This window comes from Nocardia tenerifensis NBRC 101015, from assembly GCF_000308715.1.
In the GTDB taxonomy this organism is placed as follows: Bacteria; Actinomycetota; Actinomycetes; order Mycobacteriales; family Mycobacteriaceae; genus Nocardia; species Nocardia tenerifensis.
Window position 1 is genome coordinate 1 of the sequence record NZ_BAGH01000345.1, and the last position, 11,675, is coordinate 11,675.

An 11,675-nucleotide genomic window follows, 5' to 3' on the forward strand; every position below is an offset into this window, starting at 1 on the left:
CCGGAATCGGCGAGGCCATCGCGACGGTGAGCAGCGCGTAGTCGGCGTAGCTGTGGCCGAAAACCAGCCCGGTCACCCGGTATCCGGGCGCGTATCCGGTGACGCCCTCACCCACCGCGACGACCTCGCCCGCGACCTCGCCGCCGAGCGCGATCGGCTCGCGCTGCTCGCGGACCTTCCGCACCATCGGCAGGGTCACCCCGATCGCCTCGACCCGGACCAGGAGCTCCCCGGGCCCCGGCGTCGGCACGTCGACCGACACGACCTCGAGCACCTCAGGACCACCGCTGCGCTCGTATTGGACCCGCCGCATCACACCTCCAGAAATCATTTGCGAAGACGACACGGTAACCACGCCGGGCTGTGTCCTCCTACCCGATTTCACCTGCGAGTGCTCCATCTCACCGCATTTGCGGTCGTCGGCGGGCGGCGTAGCGTGCTCCGCATGGAGCCGAGCACCGAGCGGGTGACGGCGCGGCCGGCGCCCGCGCTCGCGCCGTTCATCGACCACTACGTCGGCTACCGCATGTTCGGCTACGCGCCGGGTCTGCACCGCGGCCTGCCCTCGGCGCACATGACGTTCATCGTCAGCATCGGACCTTCCATAGACGTTGTCGCACAAACGGATCCGGGCCAAGCCCCGCAGGACTATCGGTGCTCGGTGGGCGGACTTCAGGCGAGTTCGGCGTTGATCTCGCACGACGGTCGTCAAGAGGGCGTGTCGGTCGCCCTGACGCCGCTCGGCAGCCGCGCCCTGTTCGGCGTGCCCGCCGCCGCGCTGTGGGACACGTCGGCCGAGTTCGCCGATGTGGTCGGCCCGGTCGGCCGCGAACTGTGGGAACGATTGCAGGAACCGCTCGGCTGGCCGGAACGCTTCGCCACCGTCGACCGGATTCTGTCCCGGCTGGCCGACCCGGATCGCGTGGTCGCACCGGAACTGAGCTGGGCGTGGCGCGCGGTCGTCGGCTCGGGCGGGACGCTGCCCGTCGGCACGCTGGTCGAGGAGATCGGTTGGAGCAGACAGCATCTCGCGCGCCGGTTCGGCGGCGAGTTCGGCCTGAGCCCGAAGCTCGCGGCCCGGATCACCCGCTTCGAACGGGCGCGGCGGATGATCGAGCGCACCCCGTCGTTCGTCAGCATCGCGCAGGTCGCGGCCGTCTGCGGCTACTACGACCAGGCCCATCTGAACCGCGACTTCGCCGAGTTGGCGGGCACCAGCCCGACGAACTGGCTGCGCGAGGAGGTTCCATCCGTCCAAGACACCGACCGGTCCGTCGAGCGACGCTGAGGGCATGACGAATCAGACCGACATCAGCACCCGCACCGCCGTCTGGCCCGCCCTGACCTTCCGCGACGGCAGAGCCATGGCGAACTTCCTCGTCGAGGCCTTCGGCTTCGAGCAGACCGCGATGTACACCCGCGAGGACGACCCGACGATCATCGAGCACGCCGAACTGCGCTGGCCACTGGGCGGCGGCATCATGTTCGGCACCGCGTGCAAGGACGCGAGCGAGTTCGGGCAGCGCGTCCCGGGCAACGACTCCACCTACGTCGTGTGTGACGACCCGGACGCCCTGTTCAGCCGCGCCACCGCGGCCGGCGCCGAGGTGGTGCGCGGGCTGCGCGACGAGGACTACGGCTCCCGCGGGTTCACCGTCCGCGATCCCGAGGGCAATCTCTGGAGTTTCGGCACCTACTGGGGAGCGTAGGCTCAGCGGCCGCCGAGACCGGACATGGCCATGCCGCGGACGAACGCGCGCTGGGCGAGCGCGTACACCACGAGCAAGGGCGCGAGAATGACCATCGAGGCGGCCATGAGTATCGGCCACTGCGTGTGATACTGCCCCTGGAGCCGCACCAAACCCAATGTCGCGGTGGCGATCTCGTTGCGCTGGATCATGACGAGCGGCCACAGGAAGTCGTTCCAGACCGTGATCCAGGTGAGCACGCCGAGCACCATCAGGGCAGGACGGGTGTGCGGCAACAGGACACGCCAGTAGACCTGCCAGGTGGAGCAGCCGTCGAGAATGGCGGCCTCCTCCAGCTCCACCGGCAGGGTGGCGAAGAACTGGCGCATCAGGTACGTGCCGAAGGCGCCGCCGAACAGGCCGGGCACGATCATCGCCCACGGCGTGTCCACCCAGCCGAACGCCCGCATCACGAGGAACTGCGGGATGACCGTGACGGTCAACGGCACCATGAGCGTGCCGAGGTAGGCGACGAACAGCACGTCGCGCCCGCGAAATCGCAAGCGCGCGAACGCGTATCCGGCCAGCGAGCAGAAGAACAGCTGCCCGGCGGTGACGCACGCCGCGTACATGCCGGTATTGAACAGCATCCGTCCGAGCGGCAGCAGTTCGAAGACCGTGCCGTAGTTGGACCATTGCGGACTCGCCGGAAGCAGGGTCCGCTCGGCCATCTCTCCCTCCCGTTTCAACGAACTCGACAGCGCCCACAGAATCGGCGCCAGCGCACACCACGCGATGCCGATCAGTACGACATAGAGGCCTATCCCGCGCAGCGTCCGCCGCAAGACAACCCGCTCCGGCTTACCGCGAACACGCACGGGCGCAGCGGCATTCACAGTTCCACGTCCTCCCGCCGCGCAAACCGCAACTGCAACAGCGTGAGCAGCAGCAGAATCGCGAAGATCACCCAGGCCAACGCCGACGCGTACCCCACCTCGTAGAACCCGAAGGCGTTCTGGTACAGCATGATTCCCAGGAGATAGGTCCCGGTCTCCGGCCCTCCGTTGCTTCCGGTCAGCGCGTACACCTGATCGAACGCCTGCACCGAGTTGATGACGGTGATCACGAAGACGAACGACAGCGGCCCGCGGATCAACGGCAGGGTGATCGCCGAGAACCGCCGCAGCGCACCGGCTCCGTCGATCCTCGCCGCCTCGTAGAACGGCTCCGGCACCCCCTGCATGGCGGCGAGCAGGATGACGGTCGCGAACGGCACGCCCTTCCACACGGTGACGATGCTCAGCGAGACCAACGCCATGTTCGGATCGGTCAACCACGGCACCGGCCCGACGCCGAACCAGCCGAGCCCGGCATCGAGCATCCCGTCCGGAGTGAAGATGAACCGCCACACCACCGCCATCGCCACGGTCGAGGCCACGAGCGGCAGAAACGCCACCGTCCGAAAAGCACCGATACCGAACGACTTACGGTTCAGCGCCGCCGCGATCCCCAACCCGAGCAGCACCGTAGGCACCAGCGTCAGCACGGTGAACACCGCACTGTTGCGCAAAGCGATGAGGAACAGTGGATCGTCCCCGAACAACCGCGCATAGTTGCCCAACCCGACGAACCGCATCGGCCGGAACAGATCCCACTCGTGCAAGCTGAGATACAGCGAAAACGCAAGGGGGAACAGCAAGAACACGGCCACCGCGGCCACATTCGGCGCGACGAACATCCACCCGGCCCATTCCCTCCTACGCGCCAGCCGAGGCTTGACCCGCCGCGACCGCGGGCCGCTCACCGTGCCACCAACAGCGCGTCGAGATCGTCCGCGAATCGACCACCCAGCGAGGCGGCCTCGGCGGCGCCGCGCAGCACGCGATTGCCGCCGCGTTCCAGCAACGCGGACACCTTGCCCCAAGCCGGTGTCACCGGCAGGGGGCGAGAGCTGTCCGGCCCCTCGGTGAAGACTGCGAGATTGCGGATATCGCGATGCGCGGCAACGAATCCCGGCGAATTCATCGCCGACTTCAGCACCGGCACGAACAGACCCGACGCGGCGATGATCGCCTGCCCCACCGGCCCGGTGGCGAATTTGACGAACTCCCAAGCCTGTTCGACCCGAGGACTGTTCGCCGCGATGGACAGCCCGGTGCTGCCGACATCGGTGATCGCACCCGGACCCCCGTGCGGCCCGACCGGCAACACGGTGGCGTCGATGGAAAGCCCCTCCCGCCCGGCGAATTCGGCGTAGAGCCAGTGCCCGCCCAGCACCATGCCCGCCCGGCCGTCCCGGAACAGATCGGGCGCCGAGATCGACAACCGGTCGGCGACTCTCGGCGCGACCCGATGCCGCAGCGCGAGATCGGCGTAGAACTGGAAGCCCTCGGCGAAGCGGGGATCGCCGAGATTGGCCCTGGTCGGAGCGACCGGCGGCGTGAACCACTCCGCGCCGTTGTTCATGCCGAAGCAGGCGGCCGAGTAGTACGGCACCCAGGCGTCGGCGAAGCCCCACCGCCGGTCACGAGTGAGTGCCCGTGCGGCATCGAGGAATTCGTCGAACGACCAGGCGTCGCGCCACCGAGCCGGCGGGCGCACCCCGGCCGCGGCGCACAGTTCCCGGTTGTAATAGAGGAACACCCCGGACCACTGCTCCGGCAGGGCGTACTGCCCGCCGGCATAGGCGAAGGTGTCCAGCAGGGCCGGATAACTGTCCCGCCGCAACATCTCCGCGTAGTCCGGTTCGCGCGCGAGCAGCGTGCGCAGATCGAGCAGCACGCCGCGCTCGGCCAGCCCGGAGTAGAGCAGTTCCCAGGCCATGATGACGTCGGGACACTTGCCGCCCGCGCAATAGGTGAGCAGCTGCTGCTGCGGATCGGGCCCGGACATGATGGTGCGAATCCTGATGTCCGGGTGCCGCTTCTGAAACTCGTCGATGACTCGGAGTCGCCCCCGCGCCTCCTCCGGCCTGGCCTGGAAGAAGAAGGTCAGCGCGTCGTCGGCGGAGCCGCATCCGGTCGCGCCGAGGAGCGGCGCGGCCAGCGCCGAGCCGAGCAGGGTGCGGCGGCGAACCGGTGACACGAACTCCTCCACGGCGGACGGCGGGTGGATACGTGAACGGACATGAGAAACGTCGGTGTGTAGGACCGATCGGCGGATGTCTGAGCCAGCATGGCAGCATACGGGTGGCAACATCGCCGGACGAGGGAACACGCCCATCCGCACCGGCGCGATACCGGGGACCGTGACCACGGTCGAACCCGGGCAGCTGACCGACGCCTCGCGGGCCACCCGTACCCGCCGTGCGTCGCGGATCGAGCCCCGCTCGGCGGAACACCCGAGACGAGTGGTCGCGGCGACCACGATCCGTATCGCAATGTTCAGACTTCCCTAAGTCCGGCTCGAGCGCGCTTCGGTTCAGCTACGTTGTGAACGTTTCAGCAAGTCCAGCTCGATCACGGGAGAGTAGTTCGCATGGCGACCATCGAATACCTCCGGACAGATCCCGACCTACCTCCCGTGGGTGTCGTGGACCGTTCGCCTATCACCCCTGTTAAAAAAGGCATTTTCGCCGCGATCGCGGTAGTCGGCGCGATCGCGTGGGCGATCATCGCCATCGCCCGCGGCGAGTCGGTCAACGCGGTCTGGATCGTGGTCGCCGCCGTGGCCACGTACGTACTGGCCTACCAGTTCTACTCCAGGCTCATCGAATACAAGATCGTCAAACCGCGTGACGACCAAGCCACTCCGGCCGAGATCCTGGAGAACGGCAAGGACTACATGCCGATGGACCGGCGGGTGCTGTTCGGGCACCACTTCGCCGCCATCGCGGGCGCGGGTCCGCTCGTCGGCCCCGTCCTCGCCGCCCAGATGGGCTACCTGCCCGGCACGATCTGGATCGTCGTCGGCGTCGTCTTCGCCGGCGCGGTGCAGGACTACCTCGTGCTGTGGGCGTCGACCCGCCGCCGGGGGCGCAGCCTCGGGCAGATGGCCCGCGACGAGCTCGGCGCGGTCGGCGGCGTGGCCGCGATCGTCGCCGTGCTGGTGATCATGATGATCCTGCTCGCGGTGCTCGGCATCGTCGTGGTGAACGCGCTGGCCGCGACGCCCGGCAAGGACGGCGAGCTGCACGGCGGCAGCCCGTGGGGCGTGTTCTCCATCTCGATGACCATCCCGATCGCCCTGTTCATGGGCGTGTACCTGCGGTACTTCCGCCCCGGCAAGGTCGGCGAGATCTCGGTCATCGGGTTCGCGCTACTGCTGCTGGCCATCATCTCGGGCAACTGGGTCGCCGGATCCGGTTGGGGCCAGGACCTTTTCACGCTGTCGGGCACCACCATCGCGTGGTTGCTCATCGCCTACGGCTTCGTCGCCTCGGTGCTGCCGGTGTGGCTGCTGCTCGCGCCGCGTGACTACCTGTCGACCTTCATGAAGATCGGCACCATCGTCCTGCTCGCCGTCGGCGTTCTGATCACCATGCCGGTGTTGAAGGCCCCCGCCGTCTCCGACTTCGCCGGCTCGGGCAAGGGCCCGGCGTTCGCGGGCAGCCTGTTCCCGTTCCTGTTCATCACCATCGCCTGCGGCGCGCTGTCCGGATTCCACTCGCTGGTGTCCTCGGGCACCACGCCGAAGCTGCTGGAGAAGCAGTCGCAGGCCAGGATGATCGGGTACGCGGGCATGCTGATGGAGTCGTTCGTCGCCGTCATGGCGATCATCACGGCCAGCATCATCGACCAGCACCTGTACTTCGCCATGAACGCCAGCGCCGGCCTCACCGGCGGCACCGCGGAGAAGGCGGCCGCCTACACCAACAGCCTCGGCCTGAGCGGAAATCCGATCACCCCGGCCGAGCTGACCCAGGCGGCCAAGGACGTCGGCGAGAACAGCATCGTCTCGCGCACCGGCGGCGCGCCGACGCTGGCGGTCGGCATGTCGGAGGTGCTGCACAAGTTCCTCGGCGGCACCGGGCTCAAGGCGTTCTGGTACCACTTCGCGATCATGTTCGAGGCGCTGTTCATCCTCACCACGATCGACGCGGGCACCCGCGTCGCGCGCTTCATGCTGTCGGACTCGCTCGGCAACCTCGGCGGACCGGCCAAGAAGTTCAAGGATCCGTCCTGGCGGCCCGGTGCGTGGCTGTGCTCGGCGATCGTCGTCGCGGCGTGGGGTTCGGTGCTGCTGATGGGCGTCACCGATCCGCTCGGCGGCATCTACACGCTGTATCCGCTGTTCGGCATCTCCAACCAGTTGCTCGCGGCGATCGCGCTGACCGTGGTGCTCACCATCGTGATCAAGAAGGGCCTGATCAAGTGGGCCTGGATTCCGGCGCTCCCGCTCATCTGGGACCTGACGGTGACCATGACGGCGTCCTGGCAGAAGATCTTCTCCGGCGACCCGAGCATCGGGTACTGGAAGCAGCACAGCGTCTACAGCGCGGCGCTCGACGCCGGAAAGATTGTGGCGCCGGCCAAGTCGGCGGACGATATGGAGAAGGTGGTCCGCAACACCTTCATCCAGGGCAGCCTGTCGATCATCTTCGCGGTGCTCGTGCTGATCGTGGCGATCGTCGGGCTCGTGGTCTGCGTGCGAGCCTGGCGCGCGGGCGGCGGGCCGGACAGCGAGTCGCCGGACGAGCCGTCGAAGATCTTCGCGCCGAAGTCGTTCCTGGCGACCTCGACCGAGAAGGAGGTGCAGCAGGAATGGGACGCCCTGATCGAATCGGGGAAGGTCCGGGCACCGGGCGCGGCCCAGACGAGAGCGGCGCATTGACCGTGCACGTCACCCCGCGGGACGGCCGAGCGCCCGTCCTGCGGGGCCTGCGCTCCGCCGGAAGTGCTTGTGCGACAGCGATTCGCAAGACAGGCTGGTGGTTCAACTCGATCCTCGGCGGCCAGGACTACCAGCGGTATGTGGAGCACCTGACGCGCAACCATCCCGGCTGCGCGGTGCCGACCGAGCGCGAGTACTGGCGGACCAGGCACGCGGACGCGGACAGCAATCCGACGAATCGCTGCTGCTGAGTTGCGGCGGGGCGACGCGATGAGGGCGTCGCTCCGCCCGCCTCGGCGGCGCTGAACTGCCCGTTCGCCATTCGCCGCCGACCCGGTCGCGCGCGGACCGTCGTGGCAATGGCAGATTTCCGCTAGCGGAGGCCGCCCGAGCCTGACATTGTGGTTGGCGTGACGATCACGGCGTTGGATTTCGAGCGGTGCTATCGAGCGGTATCGACGAGGGACTCCCGTTTCGACGGGCAATTCTTCACGGCGGTGCGGACGACCGGAATCTATTGTCGCCCTTCGTGTCCGGCGATCACGCCGAAACGGGCCAACGTGTCGTTCCTGCCGACCGCCGCGGCCGCGCAGCAGGCAGGCTACCGCGCCTGCCGCCGGTGCCTGCCCGACGCCGCGCCCGGATCCCCGCTCTGGAACACCCGCGCCGACCTCGCCGCCCGCGCCATGCGCCTGATCGGCGACGGCGTCATCGAACGCGGCGGGGTGCCCGCGCTGGCCGCCACGCTCGGCTATTCGCAGCGACAGCTGACCCGCGTGCTCACCACCGAACTCGGCGCGGGCCCACTGGCACTGGCCCGCGCGCACCGGGCGCACACCGCCCGGCTGCTGATCCAGACCACGGCAATGCCCATGTCCGACATAGCCTTCGCGGCCGGGTTCGCCAGCATCCGGCAGTTCAACGACACCGTGCGCGAGGTGTTCGCGGTCAGCCCGAGCACCATGCGGGCCGAGGCGCACCGGGCGAAGTCCGGCTCGAACGGGCGTCCGGCGCCCGCGGTCAACGGCACGCTCAGCCTGCGCCTGCCCTACCGCGAGCCGCTGGACCGGGCATGGCTGGAGTGGTTCCTGTCCGCGCACGTCGCGCCGGGCATGGAGCTGTGGGAGAACCGCGCCTACACCCGCAACCTGCGCACCCCGCACGGTCACGCGACGACCCGGCTCAGCTTCCAGCGCGACCACGTGCGAGCCGAACTCGCGCTGCACGACATGCGCGACCTCGCGCCGACGGTCGCGCGGCTGCGGCACCTGCTCGATCTCGACGCCGACCCGATCGGCATCGACGAGGCGCTGGGAGTCGCTCCGGGACAGCGGGTTTCGACGCCGGGACTGGCCGACCCGGACACCACCCGGCTGCCGGACGCGGGCGCGGGCTCGCCGCCGGACGCCGAGACCGCGCTCGACCACGGCGAGGTGGGGCGGCCGGCCTTCTCACCCGGGATCCGGGTGCCCGGCTGCCTGGACGGACCGGAACTGTTGCTGCGCACCATGATCGGCCAGCAGATCTCGGTCTCGGCGGCGGCGACGCACACCGCGCGGCTGGTCGAGGCGCTCGGCGAACGCGTCGACGGGCCGATCCCCCTGCTGTTCCCCACCCCGGCGGCGATCGCCGAGCACGGCGCCGAGGTGCTCACCGGCCCGACGCGGCGGATCCGCTCGATCATCGGCGCGGCCGAGGCGCTGGCCAGTGGCGAACTGGCGCTGCACCAGGGCCGCACCGCCGCCGACCTGCGGCGCGACCTGCTCGCCCTGGACGGGGTCGGCCCGTGGACGGCCGACTACGTCACGATGCGCCTGCTCGCCGATCCGGACGTGCTGCTGAACACCGATCTCGTGGTGCGTCAGGGGGCCGCCGTCTTGGGCATCGACCTCACCGACACCGCGCGCTGGGCGCCGTGGCGGTCCTATCTGTCCATGCAGCTATGGAAGGCGGCGCTGACCGACCGTGCCGCCCGCTCCAAGTCCGCCGCGGCCAAATCCGCCTCCTCGAAAGCGATCTCCGAATCATGAACGCCACCACCGTTGTTCGCCCGGCCAAGCGTCAGACCGGGCTCGCCACCGCGGATTTCGCGACGGTCGACACCCCGATCGGCCCGTTCACCGCGGTGGTCGACGCCGACGGCGCGGTGCTCGCCGCCGGTTGGACAGCCGACACGGACCTGCTGTCCCCGGTGATCCACCCGACCCTGCGCCCCGCCGAGCTGCGCCGACGCGACTCCCTCGGCGAGCTCACCCGCGTGATCACCGCCTATCACGAGGGGGACGTGACCGCGATCGACGACGTCCCGGTCCGTCAGCGCTCCGGCGAATTCCTCATGCACGCTTGGGAAGTCCTGCGCAAGGTCCCCGCAGGCGCACCCATCACCTACACCGAGTACGCCGCCGTATCCGGCCGCCCCGACGCCACCCGCGCCGCCGCCAATGCCTGCGCGCGCAACGCCGCGGCACTGTTCGTGCCCTGCCACCGGATCTACCGCATCGGCGGCGCCCTCGGCGGGTTCCGCTGGGGCCTGCCGATCAAACGCTGGCTGCTCGATCACGAAGCGGCGGGGCAGAGCAACGAGCTGGCGCGCTTGTTATAGGCGGTGCTCAGGACCTCGGCGCGGTCGGCGGTCACGCGACCGTTGCCTCCAGGTGGGAACCGTTTCGTCCGCGGCGGACGTGGAGGCGGCTGGGGATGCGCTGGCGCATTTCGTCGACGTGGCTGACGAGGCCGACTACGCGGCCGCCGGCGCGGAGTTCGTCGAGGACGCCCATCACCGCGTCGAGGGTGTCGGCGTCGAGGCCGCCGAAGCCCTCGTCGATGAAGAGGGTGTCCAGCACGAGGCCGCCGGATTCGGCGGCTACGGTGTCGGCCAGGCCTAGGGCCAAAGACAGTGAGGCCATGAAGGTTTCGCCGCCGGAGAGGGTTTTGGCGGGGCGGACGGCGCCGGTGTAGTCGTCGCGGATGTCGAGGCCGAGGCCGCCGCGGCGACCGCGCGGGCCCGCCTTGTCGGAGTGCACGAATTCGTAACGGCCGCCCGACATCCGGCGCAGGCGCAGCGAACCGGCCTGCGCCACCTCCTCCAGGCGGGCGGCGAGAACGTAAGAGCGCAGCGACATTCGGCGGTTGTTCTCGCCGCGGCCCGCCACCACCTCGGCGAGGCCGGCCAGCTCGTCGTGGGTGCGCTGCAACGGGGCGATGCGGTCCACCGCCGCCCAGAGCTGACCGCCGAGATCCTCCAGCAAGCCGACCCGCCTGCTCGCCTCGGCGTGCGCGGCGATGGCGGTGTTCAACCGCGCCTGCGCGGCGGCGACGGCGGCGTCCAGCTCGGCCAGATCGCCCGGTGCGAGCGATTCCGCGGCGCGGATCTCCGGCTCGGCGAGCACGGCCTCCGCGTTGGAGCGGGCGCGGTCGGCGGCGGTTAGCTCGGCCTCGATGTCGTTGCGGCGCTGAGGCGTTCGACTGGCTGCGGTGACCACGCGCGCGATCGCGGTCAACCGGGCCACCTCGTCTCGCTGGGCGGTGGATGAACCGTTTCGCGCGGAAGTGGAGGAATCGTCTCGCGCAGCGGCGGACGAATCATCCTGCGCGGTAGTAGAGGAATCGTCACGCGCGGCCGCGGACGAATCGTCCTGCGCGGTAGTAGAGGAGTCGCCTCGCGCGGCCGCGGACGAATCATCCTGCGCCGCAGGAGTGGAATCGCCTCGCGCGGCGGCGGAGGAATCATCTCGCGCGTCGGTCGACGAATCGCTCTGCGCGGTATCGGCGTGGTGGCCCGGCCCCGACTCCTCCATCGGCGCGAAACCGGCTGCGCGGGCAAGATTTTCGACGCGGTCGGCGATGACCGCCACCTGTTCGCGGGCCGAGGCGGCGGCGGCGCGGGCGTCGCGAAGGCCGGTCGCGTCGGCGACGAGGGCCGTGAGGCGGGCGTGGCGGCGGTCGATGGTCTCGTCGGCGCCCGCCGCGGCGCGCAGGCGTTCGTTGAGTTCGGCGAGGCGGGTGGTGGCGGCGGCGACGTTCGCGGCGACCGTGCTTCGGCGGGAATCGGATTCGCGGAGTTCGTCGTGCAGCCGAGCCTCGTCGGCGCGCAGCCGGGTGAGCTCGGCGGTCAGTCCGTCGGCGAGGGCGGCCAGCTCGGCGGCGTCCTCGTAGCGGTCGGTCGCGGCGCGCAGGGCGGCGGCCAGCTCGACCCGGTCGGTGTCGCCACCGCGC

General features: G+C 69.6%; 11 protein-coding genes. 6 read left to right on the plus strand and 5 right to left on the minus strand.

Annotated elements, in window-relative coordinates:
• Positions 1 to 313, minus strand: a 313-nt coding sequence (locus tag ON39_RS27010; RefSeq protein ID WP_040738621.1) for an alcohol dehydrogenase catalytic domain-containing protein, incomplete at its 3' end; no start/stop codon positions are given.
• A 132-nt stretch (positions 314 to 445) separates the two neighbouring features.
• Here ON39_RS27010 and ON39_RS27015 point away from each other — a divergent pair.
• Both ON39_RS27015 and ON39_RS27020 read left to right on the plus strand, forming a co-directional pair.
• Positions 446 to 1,288 (plus strand): helix-turn-helix domain-containing protein, encoded by an 843-nt coding sequence (locus tag ON39_RS27015; protein WP_040738623.1) that lies wholly within the window; start codon positions 446 to 448, stop codon positions 1,286 to 1,288.
• Positions 1,289 to 1,292: 4 nt separating this feature from the next.
• The gene (locus ON39_RS27020; RefSeq protein ID WP_051187160.1) at positions 1,293 to 1,709 is read left to right on the plus strand and encodes a VOC family protein; all 417 of its coding nucleotides are present in this window, start codon (positions 1,293 to 1,295) and stop codon (positions 1,707 to 1,709) included.
• A 2-nt stretch (positions 1,710 to 1,711) separates the two neighbouring features.
• Here ON39_RS27020 and ON39_RS27025 read toward each other — a convergent pair whose 3' ends face one another.
• The 3 genes from ON39_RS27025 to ON39_RS27035 form a co-directional block, all read right to left on the minus strand.
• Positions 1,712 to 2,533 carry a carbohydrate ABC transporter permease gene (locus ON39_RS27025; protein WP_373283743.1) on the minus strand — a complete coding sequence of 274 codons (822 nt, stop codon included), beginning with the start codon at positions 2,531 to 2,533 and terminating at the stop codon, positions 1,712 to 1,714.
• Between the two features lie 47 nt (positions 2,534 to 2,580).
• Entirely contained in the window at positions 2,581 to 3,426 is an 846-nt protein-coding gene (locus ON39_RS27030; protein ID WP_051187162.1) for a carbohydrate ABC transporter permease, read from the minus strand.
• 62 nt (positions 3,427 to 3,488) lie between these two features.
• Complete coding sequence (locus ON39_RS27035) at positions 3,489 to 4,772, minus strand: ABC transporter substrate-binding protein (RefSeq protein ID WP_040738638.1); 1,284 nt, start codon at positions 4,770 to 4,772, stop codon at positions 3,489 to 3,491.
• 393 nt (positions 4,773 to 5,165) lie between these two features.
• On the opposite strand from ON39_RS27035, the gene ON39_RS27040 reads away from it, so the two are divergent.
• The 4 genes from ON39_RS27040 (at position 5,166) to ON39_RS27055 (ending at position 10,062) form a co-directional block, all read left to right on the plus strand.
• Complete coding sequence (locus ON39_RS27040) at positions 5,166 to 7,460, plus strand: carbon starvation CstA family protein (protein ID WP_040738625.1); 2,295 nt, start codon at positions 5,166 to 5,168, stop codon at positions 7,458 to 7,460.
• Positions 7,461 to 7,540: 80 nt separating this feature from the next.
• A complete protein-coding gene (locus ON39_RS50825; RefSeq protein WP_246002821.1) occupies positions 7,541 to 7,711 on the plus strand; it encodes a YbdD/YjiX family protein in 171 nt (56 codons plus the stop codon).
• Positions 7,712 to 7,870: 159 nt separating this feature from the next.
• On the plus strand, positions 7,871 to 9,490 hold the full coding sequence (locus ON39_RS27050) for a DNA-3-methyladenine glycosylase 2 family protein (RefSeq protein ID WP_040738628.1): 1,620 nt from the start codon (positions 7,871 to 7,873) through the stop codon (positions 9,488 to 9,490).
• Positions 9,487 to 10,062, plus strand: coding sequence for a methylated-DNA--[protein]-cysteine S-methyltransferase (locus ON39_RS27055; RefSeq protein ID WP_051187164.1), 576 nt, complete (start codon positions 9,487 to 9,489; stop codon positions 10,060 to 10,062). Before ON39_RS27050 ends, ON39_RS27055 begins: the two co-directional genes overlap by 4 nt.
• 31 nt (positions 10,063 to 10,093) lie before the next feature.
• Here ON39_RS27055 and ON39_RS27060 read toward each other — a convergent pair.
• Positions 10,094 to 11,675 (minus strand): SbcC/MukB-like Walker B domain-containing protein (locus tag ON39_RS27060; RefSeq protein WP_040738630.1); only part of this gene is annotated, 1,582 nt, incomplete at its 5' end.